Consider the following 22,132-nt stretch of genomic DNA (forward strand, 5'->3'; position numbering starts at 1 on the left):
TTGGCTAGAAGATTAAAACTTTTTGATGATGAGCTTATAGCAAAAAGAGTATATACAAAAATAGAAAATGCTTCAAAAAGTTCTTATAATTATAAGAAAAAAAACTATAGTACAAATAAAAATGAAAATAATCCAAGAGGTAAAGAAGCAGTTATAAAAATCTCAGGTAACTCTAAAAATCTTGATAGTTTTAAAAGACACATCGAGTATATTACAAGAGATTATGAACTACCTTTATATGATGATGAAGGGAACATTTATGAAGGCAAAGATGAGATAAAAGAGTATATAGAATTATATAATATTGATGGTGCAATTCCTGAATATGAAAATACAAACAAAAGAGAACGAAGAGAAGTTTTAAATTTTATTTTTTCTATGAAAGAACATCATACAACTCCAAAAGATAAACTAATGGAAGCAGTTATAAAAAGTGTAAAAGAAAAATATCCTGATAATCCAGCTTGTTTTTCTTTTCATGGCGACACAGATAATCCACACATACATTGTGATTTAAAAATACAAGATATAAACGGTAAAAGAATTGATGTAAAGATAGCAGATTTACATAAACTAAGACAAGACTATGCAAAAAATTTAAGAGATTTAGGAATAGAAGCTTATGCAACTAGAAGATATGAAAAATATGATAAAGATAAAAATATTAATACAGTACAGGATAAAAATTTAACTGGAGCTGGTGAAGATAAGATTAAAAATCATCACTACGAAGTTGTAGAATTTGGAAAAGCTAAATATAAATTTGATGAAACTGCAAAAGATAGTTTTTATGTAAAATATAAATCTACTAAAGGTGAAATTATTGATATATGGGGTGAAGATTTAGAAAGAGTTATAAAAGAGAGTGATATAAAAGTAGGGGAATATGCAAGATTTAAAATTACAGATAAATCTCCAGTTGAAGTAAAAGTAAAAAGGTTTGATAAAAAAACTAAAAAATATAGTGTTCATACAAAAACAGCTTTAAAAAATGTTTGGGATTGTTCTATTTTAGGAAGAGCTGAAAAAGATTTAAAAATGGCTTCTAAAACAAGTGATAGAAAAGTTAAATATACATCTGAAACATTTGTTAGTGATTTGGATAAGAAAAATGCTGAATTTATTAGAATGAAAAAAGAAAGGGAAGCAAAACAGGGCTTAAATGTTTCAACTGGTAAAAAACCTAATAGGTTTGGGAAACCTATTAAAAAAGATGATAGAGATAGATAAGTTTCATCATGAAGATAATTTTCCATTTATAATATATTTTTTTAGTTTATTAAGAATATCATCATCTCCATAAAAATCTATTGTACTATCGCTAATATTGAAATCTTTATTGAGAGATTTTATTATATCCATAAATGAAAATTGATTTAATAATATTCTTAAATCAGTAAGTATATCTTCATTCAAGCTTATCTTTTCATTTTTAAATTTAGAAATATTGTTATATTTTTCATCATCAATAAAATCAATAAAATTATTTGGTATATTTTCTATTTTTGGAACTTCTTCAAAACCTTTATTCCCTATTTTAAGTATATAGTTAAAAAATACTAAACTTATTGCTGTTTGAGGTAAATCAAAATTTCTTTTATAACCTTTTGATTCCCATTCTCCAGACTTTCTTTTTGCAATATGATTAGATATATAAGTATTGATAGAATTTACTGCATGTTTGCTACTAATTCCAGTTTGTTTATATGAAGCTGCACCACTAATTGAAGAATATAAAATTGCATAACCTTGGGATACTGAAAAATCTTCAAGTATTAATTCCAATTTTTCTATAATTGCATCACCAATATAATCTTTATTAAAATTATATTTTTCAAATAAATGATAAGTATATTCTTTAAGTTCTTCTAATCCTATTTTTTTCCATAAAGTTAGTGCATTTTCTAATATTTCTTGTTTTTCTTCCATGGATATTATAGCTATTGTTTCACATTCTTTAACAATATTTGTGAAGCTAAATAATTCATGCGATTTTATATTTAACAAATAATCATTTTTATACGGAGTAAAAGTAAAATTATTAGAATTCTCATCTTTAAATTCTATACAATCAAGATTATTTTGATTTATTTCAAACTTAATCAAATTTGAATCTAATAATTCACTGATTATAGCAAAACCAAAATTCATTGTTGGAGCAAACTTAATTCCTTTTAGTAAATTTATTTGTGTAAATGAATGACCTAAAACATAATCTGTTTCATTATATAAATACATTAGAAAAGTTAGTAAATAAGTTTTATTTTCTAATGACATAAACTTAAAATCTTGAAGAGTAAATTGGTATTCTTCAGATTCCTCAATTATATGCTTTAATTTATTTAATTTTAAATTATTTGTACTCTCAAATTCTTTTTCTCTAACTTCTTTACAAATATTACAATCACATAAATTTGACCTACCTACTATAATTTTGTGGTTACAATTAGGACAAATACTATAGCTTCTGCTAAAATTTTGTTTATATGCTGTTTTGCTTTTTTCCGAGTAAACCATCTTTGAATTACAATGTTCACAAATTAAATTACTTTCAAAATTTGGTAACATTTTATTAGCCCATCTTTTAAATCTTTCATCAATATTATATTTGATTAGTACATTATCAATTGATTTCTCACTATTATAATATTCATTGATAAACTCTTTAAATTGAGTATAATTTAAAACTTCTTTAAAATTCATATTTGTTAAATTATGTATATTGCCATCATTAAAAAAATCACATAATTGATTATAAGATTTTAAATAACTATCTTCCGTGATATTCATATCACAACTCATCAAAATTTGGTATATCAGCTCTTAGGAGCTTTCTAAAATAATCTTGCCTTACACTAAAACCAATCTCTTTTAACTTATCATCAATAGCTTTTAATTGCCCCTCTGATAGATAAACATTTACAGGTGTATTTAGCTTTTTTGTGAACTTTGTAGGTCTTCCTTTTTCTCCAGATGATTTATTTTCTGTTAGTTCTCTTGTTTCAATAGTAACATTTAAGTCATCTATTTTTACTGGTTCAATTTTTCTTTTTGCCATTTTATAATCCTTTATAGTGTTATTAAATATTAATTAATACTTTAAAATATTAATTATCTCTCAATATTTCATATCCCTCATAGTAGTAAGATTGTTCAATTCCTTTAAAAATAACTTCTCTATCATCAATTTTAGGAGTTAAATTTTCACCTAATAATGTTCTTATTTCTAAATCATTTATAGGGCTTCTTTCCATTGCTTGAAGATATAGTTCTTTAGGAACATTTTGCCAATTAACAACTTTTTGAAGTTCTTTTTTGAGTATCATATCTAGCCATATTCTCATAGTTCTACCATTTCCTTCTAAAAATGGGTGAGCAATATTCATTTCAACATATTTTTCAATAATCTCTTTAAAATTAGTTTGTGGCATTTGTTCTATCTTTGGTAATATCTCTTTTAGATATAAACTATTTGCAAATCTAAATCCACCTTTTGATATATTTAGTTCTCTTATTTCTCCAGCAAAATCATATAGTCCATCAAAAAGATATTTATGTATTTGTTGTAATCCTTTGAAAGTTCCAACTTCAATATTATCTATATCAGAACTTTCAAATAATTTGTATGCTTTTTCTAAACTTTTTTTGTCTATATCTCTCATATATTATTCCCATTATAATTTAAGTAAATTGTACCATAATGTTAGTTAGTATTTATTAGCATTAATAAATACTATATAGTATCATATTATGAGCTCAATTAACTCATCAACAAATTTATCAACATTTTTATATTTAATATTTTGTTCAAACTTACCCTTTAAATCATCTTTTTTAGTATTTTCATCTACCAGTTTTCTCATTAAAGCTGTTTTTGGTAGAAATAGGGTAGGGAATCTATTAAATCCATTTACTTCTATATGCTCCTGAAACTCTTTTATTTTTTCATCTTTTGTTGTTTTATCTACAATAAAAGCACCATTTAGAACAAATATAATCTTAGCTTTTATATTGTTTTTTAATATATAGTGAGCTGTTCTCATACTTTCACTTATACTTTCATAATCATCAAAAGAGGGGATAATATAAAAATCACTTTTTAAATCAACTAATCTTTCATCAAAATATCCACCTAAATCACAAATCAAATAATTTGATTTTGTTTTTATTGTTTGCTCTGTTGTTTTATCTCTTAAAATTAAACAATCCTCTTTTCTTTCGATAGATTTATTTTCAGGGATATTTATTGTTGAAACTACATTATAAGCTTCACTATCTCTTTTTTTATCAAAGTTTAAAATAGTTGTATTTAGCTTTTCAGCTAATAATCTAGCAATTGAACTTTTGCCACCACTTCTAAAATTTGCAGTTGTAATAAGTATCATAATTTTTCCTTTTTATTTTAGTATTAATTAATGTTAATTGCGAATAATATAATTTATAATATTAATAAATGCTTATAAGTATTAATAAATATTAATTAATATTTGTAATTAAATTTTGAGCCAAAAAAAAGACAGTACCAGGATAAAATCTTGGTACTATCTTTGAGCTTCTAATCATTTCTTCTTAGGTTTACCCTTATCATCAAAAGTTGTATATTTACAACCTTTTGAATAGTTTGAGCAACCCCACCAATAAGATGTTTTTTTATCTTTTACAGTTTTTCTTTTTATTAAATCTCCATCTTTACAATCAGGGCATTTGTGACCACTTGGTTTTAATATTAATGGTTTACCTTTATCATCAGGAAAAGATGTTTTACAACCACCTTGATAGTTGCTGCAACCCCAAAAAAATTTACCATCTTTATTTTTGATTTTTCTTAAATTTCCAATATCACAATTAGGACATTTTATACCACCAGCAAGAGTTTCAAATTTATTATTTGCTTTTATTCTTTCAATCTCTTCTTTTATATAATTTTCAACATTAGCTAAAAACTCTTCTCTTGATAATGTTCCACTTTGAATATCTTTTTGCTGTTCAAACCATAGAGCAGTCATATCAGGACTTTGTAAACTATCAGGCGAGAGTTCTATTATTTTTTTTCCTGTTTCTGTTGATTTAATACTTTTTCCATCTTCAATAATATAACCTCTATCAAATAGAGTTTTTAAATGATTTGACCTTGTAGCTGGTGTACCAATTCCACCATTTTCACCTTTTTTATCTTTATCTTTTTCAACTAAAAGTTTTTTGATTTCAGGGTCTTTTATATACTTTGCAACACTTGTTAAATCTTTTAAAAGTGTTGCCATAGTGTAATATGGTTTTGGTTTAGTTTTTTCTTTTGAGATATTTATATTATTACAATTTGCTTTAGCATTTGTAGTAATATTTTCTAATAAATTAGAATTATTTCCTAACTCTTCACTTTCATCATCTTCAATTTCACCTTTAAATAATACTTCAAACCCTTGTTTTGTTGTTCTCTTTGAGCTAGTTGTAAAAATATTATTGTTTATATCTACTTCAATTTGAGTGTGAATATACTCTTTTGGTTCATAAAATTGTGCTACAAATTTTCTAGCAATTAAAGTATAAACATTTAATTCATCTTTTGATAAATCTTTAATATTTACTTTTTGAGCTGTTGGGATAATACCGTGATGAGCTGTTACATTTTCATCATTCCAAGCAAGAGATTTTATAGAGCTATTAGCTTGATCTATAAAATCTTCAAAATCTAATAAATTAGCTTTTATACTTTCCAAAGTTGCTGGAGCTTCACTAAATAGATTTTCAGGTAAATAGCTACAATCTGAACGGTTATAAGTTATTAGTTTATGCTTCTCTCTTAAACTTTGAGTTATCTCTAAAGTTTTATCAGGCTTATAAGAGTACTTTTTAGAGCATTCAGCTTGTAAATCAAGTAAATTGTATGGTAATGGTGGATTTGTTCTCTTCGGCTCATTAATAGCCTTTAAAATAACTCCATCTTTGCCTTTGCAGATATTTAATATATTATTTGCTTCATCTTCATTTGTAATTCTTTCATCAACTTTTAAATTTGCAATAAAATTTATATTGTTTGAGTTAAAATTTCCTTTAACTGTATAGTAAAAACTGCTTTGGTGTGATTCATTTTCTTTATCTCTTGCAACAACTAAACCTAAAATCGGAGTTTGGACTCTTCCAACACTTAAAACACCTTGATAACCTTGTGCTTGTGCTAATGTAGTATATGCACGAGTTAGATTTAAGCCAACAAGCCAATCAGCTTGACTTCTTGCAAATCCACTATCACTTAAACCTTTAAAATCATCATTTGATTTTATCTCTTGTAAAGCTTTTTTAACACCTTTTTCTGTTAAATCAGAGATTAAAACTCTTTGTACAGGTTTATTATTATTTGCATAAATTAATATCTCATCTATAAGTACTTGACCCTCTTCATCATTATCACCAGCATTTACAATAGTTTTTATATCTTTACTACTTATTAAATCAATTATTAAATTAAGTTGCTTTTTACTGCTATCTTTTGGTATATATTTAAAGCTGTTTATATCAATATTAAAAGGTAAATCTTCTACTTTCCAGCTTTTATATTTATCATCATAATCTTCAGGCTCTGCAAGACCTAATATATGACCATAAGCCCAAGTTACTAGATTATCACCAACTTTAAAATATCCATCTTCTCTTTGTACTGTTCCACTCAAACCTGTTGTTATTGCTTTTGCAAGTTCAGGCTTTTCTGCTATAAATAATCTCATTTTTTTAATTCCTTTTTACTTTTCTTGTGAAACATAATTAATTACTTTAATTTTGTTTTCATTGTTAAATTCACTATATCTACTACTAGATAAACCATAATTTTTATCTTTTGTGATAAATATCTCTTTTTCCTTATTCCAAACACCAGTTAAAATAGAGCCATCATTATCAAGTTCTATATATGGATTACAATATGACAAATAAATCAAATCATCTAAGAATTTTGCTAATCCAACTTTTCTTTCACTTCTAGTTTCATTTGAGTACTCTCTATAAATTTTGCTAAGAGTTCCTAAATCTAGTAAATCTTTTACTTTTAAATATGATTTATAAATGTCATCAATATTTCCTACATTTTTAATTGACATTTTTATTTCAGATATAAATTGATAGAACTCCTTATCTAAAAAGCTATCTTCTTTATTATTATTAATAATATTAAAGCTTCGTTCCATTGCATTCGTTCCAATCGTTCCACTACTTTTCTGTATAGTCGATACTATAGGCTCTTGATGGTGTTCCAATCGTTCCATTGCATTCGTTCCATTTGTTCCATCAGATTTGGGACATAACTCTCCACCATCTTTTTTTATTGCTTTTTGATAGTGAACTTTCCTTTTTAATTCTCTAGCTGCATCAAATATTTCTAAAGCTTCATTAAACTCTTCTACCCAGCGATAAGCTGTACCTTTTCCAACTTCCCAAGATTTTGAATAAAAGCTATAACTGTTATGCTCTCCAACTTCAATATCATAGAAATATTCTATAAAGCACCTAGATTTTTTTCTTTTACCTTGATTTCTTAATTGACTAACATAATCTGTTGGAAGTGGTACTGTATGTGTTCTAAGTTTCATTTTTTACTTGCCAATGTTAATTTAGCTTCTAGCCATTCAAAAAATAAATCTCCACTTGTTTGAGCTTCTTTTTTATTTTTTTGACCCCCTATACGAACATCTTTTAATTGATAAAGGTATCTCTTAATATTATCTTCATCAATAAATTCTATAACATTTTGCATTTCTGAATAAACTGAACCGTCTTTACCTATAAAATATATTTTATTTTCTAATTCAACTTTTTGCATTTTTATATCCTTTTATAATATTTCAAGAGCAGAGTTATCAAAAACAATCTCTACAAATTTTTTAGAACTCTCTTGAGGAGTAATATGTCTTTTTACATTAAACTGTTTTAGATGTTTTATAGCTCCATAGTTATCTTTAGATAGTTTTATATCTCTTAAATGTAAAGAGTTTAAATCTAAATCAAGAGATTTTTTATCTTTTTGATATACTTTGTTTACTTCATAACAAACTCTTGAAGCATCAACAAATGCTCCAGCACCTCTAGTTTTACTTAATATATTATCTCCAGCTGGTTTATTTGAATGATGTAGAAATACAACAGATTTATTTGTTTCTTTGCACCAGTTCATAAATGGTTGCATAAATAATCTAGCTTGAGAGTTGTCATTTTCATCAGCTCCATAAAAAGCTAAAAGTGGGTCAAGTACAATTAAGTCATAATCTTTTAATTCTGCTTTTAATTGCTCAAACCTATAACTCATTTTATAAACACCTTTATCTCTTTCTAAAAGAGGTTGAGGAGCTGTATCAGTTGTAGTTATATTTTTAAATCTATCATCTAGTTTTGTATCAAGAATATCACTACAAACAGAGTTCATTCTATGTTTTACTATACTTTCTAAATCTTCACTAAGCCATAAAAATACTTTTTTATTTGGATTTTCTAAAATAAATTTTAGAGCTACTTGTACTACAATCCAAGTTTTTCCCGTTCCACCTTGTGCTGATATAATAGTTATAGTTCCAAGTGGAATAGGAAGCCAATTTTTTAGGTAAAATTCAGGCTCTTTTTCAACTACATCAAGAATACAATTCTTGTTAATTGTAAAAATATTATTAGTTCTTATTTCATCTTGTTTATCTTTTAAAAATTGAAATATCTCATCATTTGATAAGTTTTCATTTTCACTATTTTTTTTAAGTTCTAAAGATAAATTTTGAAATTGTCGTTTTAAACTATCATCTTTTATACATTTTACATATTTATAAATATCAGTTACAGGTGTTGCTGATAATATTTTTATAAGTATAGATTCATTGATTGGTTTTTTTAACTTTTTGATAATATAATCTTCATCTATGGGCATATCTTCACTATGTAAATTTAACATTGCTTCATAAATATCTTTATGGGGCAAAGAATAAAAATCATTAGGTTTTAGCTTTATAGATATATCTTCTATCAAAGATGGATTAAATAAGATACTTGATAATACAAGAGCTTCTGTTTGGCTTATTAAATCTGTTCTCATTTTTTTCTCCTAATATAATTGTTGTTGTAATAAACCTTTATTTTTATAATATAATTTGAATAATTCAGAATCTACATCATAATATTTTTTGATATTCATACTTTGCATAAATTCTTTAAGAGCTCTATTTTTAAAAAGTAAACTTAAAGCATTATTACTTAGTTTCATTTTTGGTAAATCTGCTTTAATACTATTTACTCTTTCGTACAAAATTTTGTATTCTTCTATGATGGTACAAAGAAGATTTAATTGGTTTTCACTCATTTGTAAATTCTCCTATTTGTTTAAACTAAATTGACCTCTAAAGTAAGGCTCTATTTTTTGTATTGTTCTATGACTAAATTTTTTATATGCTATAAGCTTTGCTTCTTCAAAATCTTTAGCTTTTACAACTGTTATATTTATGTGCTTTTCACTAAAATAAATTATTAAATCAAAATCTACCATCTGCTTATTCCTTTTTTATTTTTATATAAACCCGTTTCTTTTTTCTATATCTATATAGACCTTGTGATATTTTCTTAATTGTTTAACAAAATATCTCATCTTGAAATACAACTCTTGCAAAGTTGCTTTAAACTCTAAAATCTCATTTAATGAATATCTTTGAAAATCATCAATAATTAATTTTTCTATTCCTAAAAACTGATTTTTAAGTGAAAAATAACTCTCTAAAAAATCTTGTTTCTGTTTTTTTATAGCTTTATCTCTATTTTCTGCTCTCATCTATAACCTTATAAGTTTTTGATTAGTACAGGCTTGTAATATTTTTCTTCAAAATACTTATCATATTTAGCTACATAGCCATTTTTAAAGCCTAATTCATAAGAGCCTGTATTGTATGCACTAAGACTTTTTTGAACTCTAGTTATTGAACTATCCTTTTTACTAGTATCTTTATAAAAGTTATAAAAAATAGTGCTTGAAAGATAGATGTTTTTGCAAGGCTCTAAAGCATTTTCTAAAGTTGTGTTAAGCTGCTTAAAGTTATCACTATTAAGCTGCATATACCCAACATCAACACTAAATCCAGCATTTATATAGCTTTGTGCTATTGTTATAGCTTCATCTTTTGTTTTTGGAATAAAAGATATAAAGCTTTTTCCGTCTTTATTTACATTTACTGCATACGGATTTTTTGAACTCTCTTCTTGTACAATCATTTTTACTATTTTTGTTGGAACGATATGATTTTTACATTGCTCTATAAATAAAGTATCTATCATTTTTCTATATCCTTACCTTGAAAACTTTTATATTTTCCAGTTGGTTTAAATGTCTTTTTTTCACTATTTTGTGGTATAATAGGTTCACTTACAACAGATGAACTGTTCTTTTGAACCAGCCCGTCAAGACTTTGGGCTTGAGTGTAGGAATTGGGCGAACCTACCGTCTGTTGTTTGGCTTCTAATCTTTTAAATTCTGATATTTTTTTCTTATTTGCATGAAAAATTACATTTGTTCCATTATCATTTCTAATTGCAACATCACCCATTTTTTTATCATCAATTTTTTTAGCTGATAAAATTTCATTTTTTGATTTATATTTTGAAACACTAGGATTATCCATAATAATTTCAGGCTCACTTACTACTTTATTGATAGTATTTACAACATCTTTAGCATTTTCAAACATTTCAGGGTGTCTTTTTAAAAGAAGCTCAACATCTGCGATAGCTTCTTTTTCTCCTTTTAATGCTAGTGCTATTGCTCCAGCTATTTGGAATATTTCTAAATCACTCATTTTTTACCTTTGTGTATAAATTAAAAAAGCCCCAATTAAGGGGCTATATTTCGACTAAAATTAAGCATAATTAAATTGTATATATTATTTGTAAGGAGGTAATAGGAGATAGGAAAATTAGACTTTTGCCAATATGTTTTAAAATCTCTTTTGTATCATTTAGCTTTTTCTCAAAATATTCAAATTTCATAATCTCTCCATCTCTTTAAGATTATTAATAGATTTATCTTTTAACTTAAAGGCTTTTTTTTTACTAACAGTTTGTGTTAAAAAATCAGTCATATCAAAACCATTAAACAATTTTAATTTATATTTTTTAGCTTCATTTTCCCAATCCCAAGTTTTCACACTTTGAGCAACATCTTTTAATTGGTCTAACATTTTAAGAGTTCCCTCTTTTCCAGCCTTGTCATAGTCATAAGCGACTATGATTTTCAGGCCTGAAAATAGCTCTAAATGCTCTTTTGGAATATCATTATTTTCAGCTCCAAGTGTTACAGCTCTGTAACCATTACCAACCATATTTAAAACATCTTTTTCACCACCACATAAATACACTTCAATAGATTTATCTTTTCCATACTCTCTTAAATTTGCAAGATTAAAAGTTGTTCTACTTCTACCCTTAGAAAATAAAACTTTTGATAGTTTTATCTCTTTTCCATCATTACCAATAAAGGGCTTTGGATTTTTATTATATTTCCAAAGTGTTAAGATATTTCCATAATCATCTAATATCGGCATAATTAATCTATCAGATTGTTTTACATAACCAATTTGATATTTTTGTGCAATTTCTTTCTGTTTATTAAATTTTAAAGAAGGTAGAGTTTCATTTAAGAGCTCTTTATATCTATCAAAGTTCTCTATCCTTTGCTTTTCAAATTCTTTTATGTATTCTTTATTTATAAAACCATCTTTTCTTATTGTTTCTGAACAATATCCTTTATATGAATTAATAGAGGGCAATTCTAAGTTTAACAGCTTGTGAGCTTTTTCTCTTGCTTCAATAAAATTCATACGAGGATATTCAAGTTTTATAAAATCAATCAAATCCCCATGATTGCTTTTATTATCTTTAAATGGTGATGAAGTCCAACAACGAATTTTTCCATCTTTATATATTCTCATATCAGGAGTATTTGAACTCTTCCAATGAAAACTTCCATTTCTAAAGACTTCAAAACCAAGTGATGAAATTGCATTCATCACTTGTTCTTTATCTGCATCTAAAGCCATTATCTACCAAAACCATTTAAACTTTTAGCTTTTTGCTTAGGTTTAAAAGTTCTTTGTTTTTGGGGATTAGGGGGTATATTTGTTTTTTCTTTATATTTTTTCATTCTAAAGCCCTTTATATGATATAGAGATTATCTCTCTATATCTTGCTCTTTTGATTTTGATTTACTTTGTGGTTTAAAGGCTTTTTTTTTATCTTCACTACTTTTAGCTTTAGCATTTGGAGTTGTAGTTTTTTCAACTACATTTCCATTTTTATCTTGAACTTCAACAGGAATATCTTTTGATTTATTTTGTTCTTGATTTTTTAAAGTTTCTCTTCTAGCTTGAAGTTCAGCCATTGTTTCAATTTTTAGAGTATCTTTACCAATTGTTGCAACAGATTTTTCACCTGAATCATTTTCAAATTTAATCATATCTTGCAGTAAGTCTTTGTTTGATAATGTAACTCTTGCACCTAAATAAGCAGATTTATCAGTTGTATTTACTTTTATGCTATCAACAATTTTTTCAGCATTTCCTGATTTACTCATACTATAAAAGTATTTATCAGGTTCATTTGTATTTACTTTTTTGTTGAAGTAAATATACTCATCTTTGTTACTTTGTAAAGCTTTATCCATAGGGGCTAAAACAATATCTTCATTTTTGTTTTTATTTACAAAATAGTTTTTAAAACCATTTTCAGTATTTAAAGATAACATAACTGCACCTTTATCCATTCCAGCAACACTTGAAGCTTCTCTTACTATATCAAGTAAAGCTGTTGGTTTTTGTCTATCTTTTAAATTTCCATCTTTATCTTGATATTTTAAGCTGTTGTTCACTTGAACTGCTAATTTTGGGTTTTCCTCTTTTGTTAATTCTACAAATGCCATAATTTTCCTTTTTTGTTTATCATCGACTAATCATCGAGTTACTCTATAATCTAAAACTTTTTAAGCTTCACCAATCACTTTTTTATATTTATTTAATAAATTATTTTCACATATCACACCTCCATTTGAATAAAGATTTATTTAATTTTTTTAATTTGAGTTTGTTGGTAAACAACGATATTTAAGCAATATTTACCGAGTACTTTATTATTAATGTATTTTTATAAATTTTGGCTATTGTTTTATTGCACCAATTTTTAGGTATAAAAAAAGGTAAAGCTTTATAAAAGCCTTACCTTTAGTTATTAATAAGCCCAAAAGGGCTTATTGGGTATTAGTTTTTAAACCAACAAGTTTTTGAAAATGGAACTTTTTTGTAATATACTGTATAACCACCTGAATCACTATCACTATAATAAATAGTATGTTGTAAATTTGATGGTAAATTTCTATATTCTGAATATGAAATTTGCTGTAATTTAGAACTTAAATCCCATTCTAATTGAGTGTAAAATTCACCTGTACATTTATAAATAGGTCTTTTTATATCTGTATAAGAGTGATTATATAAAGAGTTACATTGACTTGGTACAGTTGGGTTTACTCTGTAAGCTGTATAATATTTACCTAAACTTTCATAACTATCAACTTCTATTCTTTGATTTAATGCTTCTGCTGTACATTCTCTACCATCAGTCATAGGTAAAACATTATCTCTTAAATCTGCGAATTTCTCATCTTTTTTATCAGCACCATCAACAGGACAAAGATTTAAAAAATTTTGTCTTGCTTTGATTGTATCTTGTGGTTTTTTAGCTTTGATACTAAAATACTTTTGAATACTCTCATTACATTCATCAGGTCTTTGTCCTGAACTTAAACACAAAATTGCTTCACAGGCTAATTTTGTATCACCTGTTAGCATATCAGATGGACTACTCGAATTATCTGAATTTTCTGAACTAAAAACAAAGCTACTCAATAAAAGAGTTAATGCAATTTTCTTAAACATTTTAATTTTCCTTTTTGTGATTTTAGATTGTGATTTTGAACTTGAAAAAATTGATCCACTAAAGATGGATTATATTTTTCAAGTTCTTTTGATTTAATACCTGGACCAATTAAAATTGGTCTATGTATTTTTAAGCTACATTCATTGTTTGAACTGGAATATCAATATTAGTTTCATTTAATTGGAGAATTTTTTCCCAATCTTTATGAGTTGGATTTTTTATATTTCTCATATATGGTGAAACTTGTCTAAATTTACTAATAAAATATTCATCGTTATAATAAAAGGCTTTATTACATAAAATTGGCTTTTGATAATTCATCATTAATAGAGCTTTACTTTGTGGTAACTCCATCAATTCTTGTGGTAGCATTAAGGCTCTTCTTTGTTCACTAACAGAATGCGAAGAGCTACCAGCTTCAAGCATTTTTCCGTGATTATATGATTTTGAAACTGCTTTATAAGTTGTATCACCCAATCTTTTAGATATTTTTTCGGCTTCTTCAAATTCATTAGGTGTATAATAAATCTTAACACCCATATTTTGAAGTAATGTATTTGCACCATCTTTCCCATAACCATCAGGTTTTTGTGCTTCAAGTTGTGATAAAGCTTGAAATATCATTAAAATTCTTAAATGGAAACCAGCAATATATGAAACACCTTTTTTAAGTATCGGCATATTTCCAATACTTGTAAACTCATCTAAGAGTAAAAGGCAAGTATATTTTAATTCAGGATTCTTTTGGGGTAACTCTTTAGTATTTACACTAAGTAACTGCGAAAAAAAGATATTTAAAATTGGTCTTGCGATTGCTAATTTATCAGGAGTAATACCTATAAAAATAGTCATTTTCTTTTTTCTTAAATCTCTTAAATCAAAATCACTTTTTGCTGTTGCTGTTGTAATTGGCTGATTTCTATAAATCATTAAAGGAGCATTGAAACTACTCATTACCCCTGATTTTGTATTTTGACTATCTATTGAGAAATAACTCTCTAATTTTTCTTTAGTTCCTTTAGAAACCAATTCTAAATGCTCTAAGTATTCAAAAGTTTCATCAAGACCTGAAATTTTTGTGTCCTCTTCTTCTTCCTCTTCATTTTGAATTGTTAGATTAAATCCAGCACTTAAATTCAATAAACCACACATTGACCATTCAAGGGAAAGCTCATTTTCTTTCAAAAATTCTTGACCTTTTTCGGTTAAAGCTAAATCCCTATAAAGATAAGCAAGTCCAATAAAAAGATTTTGTGCCAATTGATTAAAAAATACTGTTGTACTATCACCATCTGCTGGATAAAGCAAATTTACAAAATCTAGTAAATCATTATCCCTTGTTGTTTCATTCATTAAATCAATATATGTCAAAGGATTATATCTATGAGTTCTAAAGTCAAAAGGATTAAACAAATAAACTTCTTGACCTAAAATATCCCTACGATATTTGCTTGAAAAATCGAAACATTCTTGTTTAATGTCAAGAACAACACAACTTTCTTCCCATTCCATTAAATTTGGAATAACAATACCAACCCCTTTACCACTTCTTGTAGGAGCTCCTAAAGCTAAGAACTCACTACTTTTCCATTTTAATAGTTTTCCATTGTCTAATTTGCCAACAACTAAACCTTTATCTTGCAATAATCCCATCTTTTCAATTTCTTGTTTATTTGAGAATCTAGCTTCACCGTGTAGACTTTTTTTATTTTTACCAAAATACATTAAAAGACCAATTGCTATACTCCAAAAAGAGAAACAATAAAAAATTGACTCCCAAACTCTAGGATAATTTCTTGTTATAGACTTGTAAGTAAATGTTAAATCATAATTATTGGCTATCTGGCTAAAAAGATTAAAACTAAAATAACCGTTTAAAAAAAAGATTAAAAGACCACTTGAAAGGTAAGTGAAAAATAAAACAGAAAACAAAAAAAACAAAATACTTTTTTTATTCAGATTTTTCATTTTCAATACCTCTATAATAACCTTTGCTAAAATATCTTACACCATTTTTACATTTGATATGAATTACAACATCAATAACATCTTTTAGATTTTTCTCAATAATTTCATAAGGTAACTTTTGTCCTTGTGGATTTTGTAAAATCATCAAAGCAAGTCGTGTAAAAGCTCCTTTTGAACTATTTGCGTGAATTGATGTAATACTTCCACCGTGACCACTATTTAAAACATTCAAATAATCGTATGTTTCGCCACCTCTTAACTCTGCTAGAAGTATTCTATCAGGCTTCATTCTAAGACAACTTTTTAATAAAGTCGCACTTGTAACAGGGTCGCCCTCTTTAGCTTCACTTGGATAAAAGAGCTGAACAAAGTTCTTATGATTATGAAAAGTTATCTCTTCTGTATCTTCAATAGTGATTAATCTCTCTTCTAGTGGTATAAAATCAATTAAAGATTTCATAAATGTAGTTTTTCCACTTCCCGTAGCTCCAGCAATTACCAAATTTAAACCATATTTAACTGCTAGTGGTAAGAAAATAGCCCAATCCTCTTTTTTAAAAGAAGCTTCAAGCAATTGTTCATCACTAAAATTAGGGTCATAAACATAGTTATAATCTTTAATTAAACCTTGCTTTTTAAAATCTTCAAAGGTATATCTTACTTTTGATGGTTTTCTTATAGTTACTGATACTTTACCTTTTTTTGTTGCTGGTGAGATAATAACCTGAACTCTCTCACCATCATTTAAACTAGCACTTAATATCGGTTTATTTGCTTTTAAAACATCTTCTTTAAAACTTGCAAGTGGAGTTCCAAAAGACATCATTTCAGAATTGCTTATCTCTCTTTTATCTTCACTCCATATTCCTTGACTGTTTTGTGTCCAAATACTTCCATCACCATTAAAACAAATTTCATTTATACTATCATCTTCTAAATATTTACTAAATAATTGTTTAGTTTTTATTTCTAAAGACCTTGATTTATTTTCTGTATCTTTATTCATTTTTTACTTCTTTGTTAATTTATATACTTGTGAAAAATCAACATCACGATTTACATAAACACCAACTAAATCACCGTGTTGTTTATAAACAGTTGGTTTGATATTTATGAATTTTTCAAGAGCAATTGAAGCGATGTTTGAAGCATTATCCCTTGAATTTTCAGTATAATCAATTTGAGTACCTGAATTATTATTTGATTTATTGCTAGTAAGTTCAGAAGCTAAAACATTGAATAAATCATCAACTGCTGATAGCATTATTGAACTTCCAAATCTCATTAACCATTTATGGTCGATTTCACCCTCTAAACCAGCACCACCCAGTTCATCACTAGCACCACTATTAAGAGGAATTCTTAAATGTTGTGGAGTTCTTACCTCTTGCCATACTACAAAATATCTTGATGTTCCATCGTTTGCTTGGTCGCCTTTATAAGTTCCAAAAAGCTTAGAGCCTTTTTCAATCAATAAAACATTTCCATTTGAAGAATAAACATTTTGGCTAATTGTACAAGATGTACTTCCAGCAATTGCAGAAACAAATCTTGTATCAAGAGAACAACCAATATAACTACCTTTTGGTAAAAGTAAATCAGGATTAAATTCATTTAATTTAGCAACCATTGGGCTATAAGTATCACCACTAAAATCTGCTCCACCACTTCCTTGTTGTTTATTGAAATTTTGCTCCATTTGTAAAAAATGTGCTTTTTGTTTTTCTAAATCATCAATTTGTGAATCATAAACTGTACTCTTACTATTTGTACCTGTTTTCCCACCACCATTTTGATTATTAACCATCGTTCCTGATGTACCCTTAATAATTTGTGGTTTTGGAGGAGTAACTTTTGAAACTGCTGAAAAAATATCCTCTTCTTCTGCCTGAAAAGGATTTTGCTGTTCTTGATTTGTTGCAAAAGGGTTTTGTTGTGGCTCTTCTTTAGGTAAATCAACTTTTTTAAAGCTTTTAACATTTGTTGCTTCAACCTCTTTAACATCTTTTTCCTCTTTTCCACCTAAAACATTTTTAAGTAAAGTAACAATAATTAAAAGAATAATTATTGCTCCAATTATCATACCAACATAAAATTGGATTTTTTTAACAGTTGAATTTTTATTTCCAACTAAATCAGTATTTGAAGAGTTATTGCCAAAATTTGGATTTTGAAAATTATGATTTACTTGATTTTCCTGTTGGTATTGATTTTCTTCATTGTGATTATTTTCCTGATTATTTTGCATTTATCACCTCTCTTTTGATTAATGGTGAATTTGTTGTTTTTGGCTCTTCAAGAGTATTAACTCCAAAGCTCTTATTTAAAATTCCAACAATTCTTTTTCCACTTCTTAAAACAATCTGTTTAGCTGTTTTTTGAATAACTAAAACATCATAATTTCCCTCTTTTTTAATATGATTATTTAAAATACTCTCTTTTTCATTTTCATATAAAAATACAGATGGAATATCTTTTGTACTATCAAATCCTAAATATGTAAATTGTCCATCATCGTATGCGAACGAGGGCGAAATATTTTCACTTTCAGGATTAATATTCATATAATAATCCCAATTTCTAGGAATAGCTGTTCGGTTTAATTCAGTTTGTACCTCTTGCTTTTCAACTTCTTTTTTCATTAAAGCTAGTTGCATATCTTCTTTTGCTTTTTCATCTGCTGGATAACTAAATGTAAATTTGAAAAAACTATTTTGTTCAACATTCAAATCAAGATTGAATATATATTCTCTCTTGTTTGTTAAAACTATTAAATTTGTTTTCCACTCATCAGGAGTTGGCTCAATTATAGATTTTTTATTAACAGTTTCACCAAATTCATCAACGGCAAAAGTTGATTCATAAGATTTTGGTTTAATAAAAATATAATTTCTTCTATCTTGAAAATCCCAACCTTGTGAAAATCCACTTGCCATATCAAGTATAACTTCATCAGGTGCAAATTGAACAACTGTTGTATATCCATTTTTACCATATATTTGAAATACATCATCTTTATTAAAATCAGTATATACAACTCTTTTATCAAAAATTGTAGGTTTTGGAATTTCTATCCCCAAAAGAGAAGAAGCTCCAATCAAAGTAGCTAAAATTAATTTTTTCATTCTTTTATTTCCTCATCTATTCTATATGAATTAATAACAAATCCTAAAGGATTTTCAAGTCTTGACTTTGAATTTTGCTTCATAGGCAAGTAATCATAAGTTAAAGTAATTACTTTTATGTTTTCTTTTGTATTGCTAGTAGTTAAATCTTTTTCTTTAGTTTGAACTCTGATTGTGCTTGTCTTAGTTCCATTACTATCGTTTAACACAATAGATAAAATTTCGGCTTCAATTTCAAACTTATTTTTCAAAGTTTCATATCTTCCTGTTTTATCGGCAGTCATAAATTTAATATAACTATCTGAAACTAATTTGCTTGAAAGCATTTGAGTTCTTTCATAATCTTGGTTTAGAGTATTATAATAATATTGTTCTCTAGTTTTTACATATCTAGCTATAAAGTGTTTATCTATTGCTTCATCTGTTTTCATCACTTGTTCTTGTAAATTTGTAACTACTTCAACAAATCCATTTTTATCCACTTTAACAGCAACAACATCAACCCTTTTTAAAGGCAACATTACAACAATCGCAATAACCAAAAGAACAGTTACGAATAATGATATAATAGCAACGAGCCAAGCTCTTTTATTACTTTTATTAATTAGATAACTTCTTGATGTTTCAAAATCTAAAGCATTGCTTTTATCAAAGTTATCATCTGTTACATACTTAGTTTTCATTTTACCACCTTGTCATTTTTTACATTTTGAAAATCTGTATTTTTGTTAATTGGTAACCAATTATCATTTTCACTAAATATTTTTTTACTACTCACTTCATTTGTTACATTTGATGCAGCTGAAACATTTTTATTGTTTGTGCAACCAATAAAAAATAAAGGCAGTAAAAATCCTAAAACTATATATTTCATTTTGTTTTCCCTTTTTTTAAATATTTATTAATATCTATTAACATTAATAAATATTAATTATTGTTTTTTACAAAAAATCAGACATAAAAAAAGGCAGAACTTAAAAGCTCTACCTTTATATATCTTTTCTAAATCCGTTTAAGTAGGTTTTGCAACTTTAGATTGTCTATAATCTTTAAATTGTTCAACAGCTTGTTTAATGTTTCCAGCACTTTGTTTATATTGTGATGGTGCTGATTGACTTCCAGTCACACCACTTTGTACCAATCTTTCTATACTAACAGTTCCAATCTTATCGGCAATTTCAACAGCGATTTTTATTAAACCAAATAATAATAATCCCATCACCAAACTTTGAAATCCAATAGCAAGAATATCGTACCCATCTGTAACACTAGATTGAGCTTTTGCTATATGGTCGCCATATTTTTGTGAAAATTGACTTAACATAAGCCCAACAACAAAAACCGTTAAAAGATTAGTTATAAATATTTGTAGCCATTGAGTGAATACATTTCTAAACCAAGGATATACCCAACTATATATAACTAAAGGAGCTAATAGCATTAATATTTTTAATGTTGTTCCTGTAATTACAACGATTAAAAATGATGGAATAATCCCCAATAAGAAGCCTAAGAAAACCAAAATTATTGCTAAGACTGTTCCCGCGACAGATGAGCCACTATCCCAAAAAGAATATTTTTCAGAAATAACAGTAATTAACTTTACAGTTTCATTGAATTTTTCATCTAGGGCTGAATATAAATTTGTATTTCCCGACATTATATTGTGTAGATTTTCCATACCAATTTTGATGGTATCTAAATAGCCATTTAGGTTTAAAGCAACACCAACAACCAACATTTTTATAGTAATATCCCAAATAAGTTCCCTTAAAGGCTCATTTGATTTACCAGCGAAAGATTGATAAGCTTTAAACATAATTTGTAAAGTGATTGTAATACCTATAAGAGAGGTCAATATTTCGACCACCTCTGTATTTGAAGAAGCAACTAAAAAATCAAAAAAAGAATCTATCCAATTTCCTATGGATTCAAAGAATCCCATACTTTCAACTTATTTTTAAATTTGTTTTTTCTCATTTTAAACTCCTAATATAGTTTTTAATAAGTTGGGATTTTCCCAACTGTTTTTTGTTTAGCTTTATTTGCTAAAGCTTTCCATTCATTTGTTTCTTTTAGTTCTTCAAACCATACATTTACATCTTGACCATATTTTTTTTCAAACATAGCTTTAGTTTCAGTCCATTCTTTGAAATAATTTTCAGGCTTTATTGATAACATCGTTTCTTTAAATTCAACTTTTGCTTTATCATTTACATTTTCACTACAACCACTTAATAAAAGTGCTAGTGCTAAAGCTGTTCCAATAACTATTTTTTTCATTTTGTTTTTCCTTATGTTAATTAATATACAAGAATAATATCATAAAATTATGTATTAATTGTGTATTAATAAATATTAATAAATATTAGTTAATATTAATTAATATTTTGGAACTTTTCCTAAAGTAGAGTAAATTTCTCTTTTTTGTTGCTCCTGTTCTGCTCTTGCCATAGCTTGATTGTTTTTTTCCATCATATCAATTTTCATTTGGATAATTTGCATTTGAGCCATTTCCATATTAATTGCATTTGCTATGTCTTGACTATCTTTTATATCTTGTGAGCTTGATACTCTTTTAGATAACTTTTCTAAATTTTCTGCTGATGTATCCACCATCTTTTTAGTTTCTTGAACTGTTGCAATTTGTGTAACTTCTCTTTGAAGATTCAATTTACAGTTTTCTTTTTGCCAATCTTTGTAAATTTGATTTTCACATCTATCAAAAATATTATATTTTTGAAATAAACTTCTTGATAAATTCCCAATATTTGAACTAGGGTTTGCCATAGCTTTAGCTAAATCCAAATAATCATCACCATATACTTTCGCATATTGTTGTAATCTGTTTAAATCTTTTACAAATCCAACACTATCACGAATCCCCGTTTTACTCATAAGCTCATTTTCATAAGCTGTTAATTGGCTAGAGTAGTGCGAAGCTGTATCACTCCATCTTTCGGCTGTTTCTTTCCACTCTGCTATCTCTTTGATGTTTTGAGCTAAAGTTTGAGCAATAGCAAGAACATCAACTGTTGGTATTCCTGAACTGAATAATAATTGAGTGCTTAAAACGGCACTAAGTAGATATTTTTTCATAT

At 26.9% G+C, this 22,132-nt stretch carries 26 protein-coding genes; 1 reads left to right on the forward strand and 25 read right to left on the reverse strand.

Features of this window, described 5'->3' with window-relative positions:
• Positions 1–1,230, forward strand: coding sequence for a MobP1 family relaxase (gene mobP1, locus ATR_RS03545; protein WP_115428111.1), 1,230 nt, complete (start codon positions 1–3; stop codon positions 1,228–1,230).
• A gap of 6 nt (positions 1,231–1,236) precedes the next feature.
• Here the strand turns inward: mobP1 and ATR_RS03550 are convergent, their stop codons facing one another.
• The 25 genes from ATR_RS03550 to ATR_RS03665 form a co-directional block, all read right to left on the reverse strand.
• Positions 1,237–2,790 (reverse strand): hypothetical protein, encoded by a 1,554-nt coding sequence (locus ATR_RS03550; protein ID WP_128997254.1) that lies wholly within the window; start codon positions 2,788–2,790, stop codon positions 1,237–1,239.
• A gap of 1 nt (position 2,791) precedes the next feature.
• Positions 2,792–3,058 carry a hypothetical protein gene (locus ATR_RS03555; protein WP_115428113.1) on the reverse strand — a complete coding sequence of 89 codons (267 nt, stop codon included), beginning with the start codon at positions 3,056–3,058 and terminating at the stop codon, positions 2,792–2,794.
• 49 nt (positions 3,059–3,107) lie between these two features.
• Positions 3,108–3,662: a protein adenylyltransferase Fic gene (gene fic / locus ATR_RS03560; protein ID WP_115428114.1), complete on the reverse strand. Its 555-nt coding sequence runs from the start codon at positions 3,660–3,662 to the stop codon at positions 3,108–3,110.
• Positions 3,663–3,743: 81 nt separating this feature from the next.
• Positions 3,744–4,385, reverse strand: a complete 642-nt coding sequence (locus tag ATR_RS03565) for a hypothetical protein (protein ID WP_115428115.1) — start codon at positions 4,383–4,385, stop codon at positions 3,744–3,746.
• A 174-nt stretch (positions 4,386–4,559) separates the two neighbouring features.
• Positions 4,560–6,722 (reverse strand): DNA topoisomerase 3, encoded by a 2,163-nt coding sequence (locus tag ATR_RS03570; protein WP_115428116.1) that lies wholly within the window; start codon positions 6,720–6,722, stop codon positions 4,560–4,562.
• 15 nt (positions 6,723–6,737) lie between these two features.
• Positions 6,738–7,580 (reverse strand): regulator of G-protein signaling domain-containing protein, encoded by an 843-nt coding sequence (locus tag ATR_RS03575; RefSeq protein WP_115428117.1) that lies wholly within the window; start codon positions 7,578–7,580, stop codon positions 6,738–6,740.
• Positions 7,577–7,810, reverse strand: coding sequence for a hypothetical protein (locus ATR_RS03580; RefSeq protein WP_115428118.1), 234 nt, complete (start codon positions 7,808–7,810; stop codon positions 7,577–7,579). The genes ATR_RS03575 and ATR_RS03580 overlap by 4 nt, the downstream gene beginning before the upstream one ends.
• A 12-nt stretch (positions 7,811–7,822) precedes the next feature.
• Complete coding sequence (locus tag ATR_RS03585) at positions 7,823–9,064, reverse strand: AAA family ATPase (RefSeq protein WP_115428119.1); 1,242 nt, start codon at positions 9,062–9,064, stop codon at positions 7,823–7,825.
• A gap of 9 nt (positions 9,065–9,073) precedes the next feature.
• Positions 9,074–9,328 carry a hypothetical protein gene (locus ATR_RS03590; RefSeq protein WP_115428120.1) on the reverse strand — a complete coding sequence of 85 codons (255 nt, stop codon included), beginning with the start codon at positions 9,326–9,328 and terminating at the stop codon, positions 9,074–9,076.
• 12 nt (positions 9,329–9,340) lie between these two features.
• Positions 9,341–9,511: a hypothetical protein gene (locus ATR_RS09850; protein ID WP_164966904.1), complete on the reverse strand. Its 171-nt coding sequence runs from the start codon at positions 9,509–9,511 to the stop codon at positions 9,341–9,343.
• A gap of 21 nt (positions 9,512–9,532) precedes the next feature.
• Positions 9,533–9,790 carry a hypothetical protein gene (locus ATR_RS03595; RefSeq protein WP_115428121.1) on the reverse strand — a complete coding sequence of 86 codons (258 nt, stop codon included), beginning with the start codon at positions 9,788–9,790 and terminating at the stop codon, positions 9,533–9,535.
• 8 nt (positions 9,791–9,798) lie between these two features.
• A complete protein-coding gene (locus ATR_RS03600; RefSeq protein WP_115428122.1) occupies positions 9,799–10,290 on the reverse strand; it encodes a lytic transglycosylase domain-containing protein in 492 nt (163 codons plus the stop codon).
• The gene (locus ATR_RS03605) at positions 10,287–10,808 is read right to left on the reverse strand and encodes a hypothetical protein (RefSeq protein ID WP_115428123.1); all 522 of its coding nucleotides are present in this window, start codon (positions 10,806–10,808) and stop codon (positions 10,287–10,289) included. The genes ATR_RS03600 and ATR_RS03605 overlap by 4 nt, the downstream gene beginning before the upstream one ends.
• A gap of 186 nt (positions 10,809–10,994) precedes the next feature.
• Positions 10,995–12,047 carry a toprim domain-containing protein gene (locus tag ATR_RS03610; RefSeq protein WP_115428124.1) on the reverse strand — a complete coding sequence of 351 codons (1,053 nt, stop codon included), beginning with the start codon at positions 12,045–12,047 and terminating at the stop codon, positions 10,995–10,997.
• Positions 12,048–12,178: 131 nt separating this feature from the next.
• Positions 12,179–12,925, reverse strand: a complete 747-nt coding sequence (locus tag ATR_RS03615; protein WP_115428125.1) for a hypothetical protein — start codon at positions 12,923–12,925, stop codon at positions 12,179–12,181.
• A gap of 334 nt (positions 12,926–13,259) precedes the next feature.
• Entirely contained in the window at positions 13,260–13,937 is a 678-nt protein-coding gene (locus ATR_RS03620) for a TrbM/KikA/MpfK family conjugal transfer protein (protein ID WP_228254248.1), read from the reverse strand.
• 130 nt (positions 13,938–14,067) lie between these two features.
• Positions 14,068–15,906, reverse strand: coding sequence for a type IV secretory system conjugative DNA transfer family protein (locus ATR_RS03625; RefSeq protein WP_371273116.1), 1,839 nt, complete (start codon positions 15,904–15,906; stop codon positions 14,068–14,070).
• A complete protein-coding gene (virB11, locus tag ATR_RS03630) occupies positions 15,890–16,912 on the reverse strand; it encodes a P-type DNA transfer ATPase VirB11 (RefSeq protein ID WP_115428126.1) in 1,023 nt (340 codons plus the stop codon). Before virB11 ends, ATR_RS03625 begins: the two co-directional genes overlap by 17 nt.
• Positions 16,913–16,915: 3 nt before the next feature.
• On the reverse strand, positions 16,916–18,154 hold the full coding sequence (gene virB10, locus ATR_RS03635) for a type IV secretion system protein VirB10 (protein WP_115428127.1): 1,239 nt from the start codon (positions 18,152–18,154) through the stop codon (positions 16,916–16,918).
• Entirely contained in the window at positions 18,144–19,031 is an 888-nt protein-coding gene (virB9, locus tag ATR_RS03640; protein WP_115428128.1) for a P-type conjugative transfer protein VirB9, read from the reverse strand. Before virB9 ends, virB10 begins: the two co-directional genes overlap by 11 nt.
• Positions 19,028–19,714 (reverse strand): virB8 family protein, encoded by a 687-nt coding sequence (locus ATR_RS03645; RefSeq protein WP_115428129.1) that lies wholly within the window; start codon positions 19,712–19,714, stop codon positions 19,028–19,030. The genes virB9 and ATR_RS03645 overlap by 4 nt, the downstream gene beginning before the upstream one ends.
• The gene (locus tag ATR_RS03650; protein WP_115428130.1) at positions 19,711–19,905 is read right to left on the reverse strand and encodes a hypothetical protein; all 195 of its coding nucleotides are present in this window, start codon (positions 19,903–19,905) and stop codon (positions 19,711–19,713) included. The genes ATR_RS03645 and ATR_RS03650 overlap by 4 nt, the downstream gene beginning before the upstream one ends.
• 138 nt (positions 19,906–20,043) lie before the next feature.
• Positions 20,044–20,976, reverse strand: coding sequence for a type IV secretion system protein (locus tag ATR_RS03655; protein WP_115428131.1), 933 nt, complete (start codon positions 20,974–20,976; stop codon positions 20,044–20,046).
• A gap of 56 nt (positions 20,977–21,032) precedes the next feature.
• Entirely contained in the window at positions 21,033–21,314 is a 282-nt protein-coding gene (locus tag ATR_RS03660; RefSeq protein WP_115428132.1) for a hypothetical protein, read from the reverse strand.
• A 99-nt stretch (positions 21,315–21,413) separates the two neighbouring features.
• Positions 21,414–22,130 carry a type IV secretion system protein gene (locus ATR_RS03665; protein ID WP_115428133.1) on the reverse strand — a complete coding sequence of 239 codons (717 nt, stop codon included), beginning with the start codon at positions 22,128–22,130 and terminating at the stop codon, positions 21,414–21,416.
• Positions 22,131–22,132 lie beyond the last annotated feature (2 nt).

This window comes from Aliarcobacter trophiarum LMG 25534, from assembly GCF_003355515.1.
GTDB classification, from domain to species: domain Bacteria; phylum Campylobacterota; class Campylobacteria; order Campylobacterales; family Arcobacteraceae; genus Aliarcobacter; species Aliarcobacter trophiarum.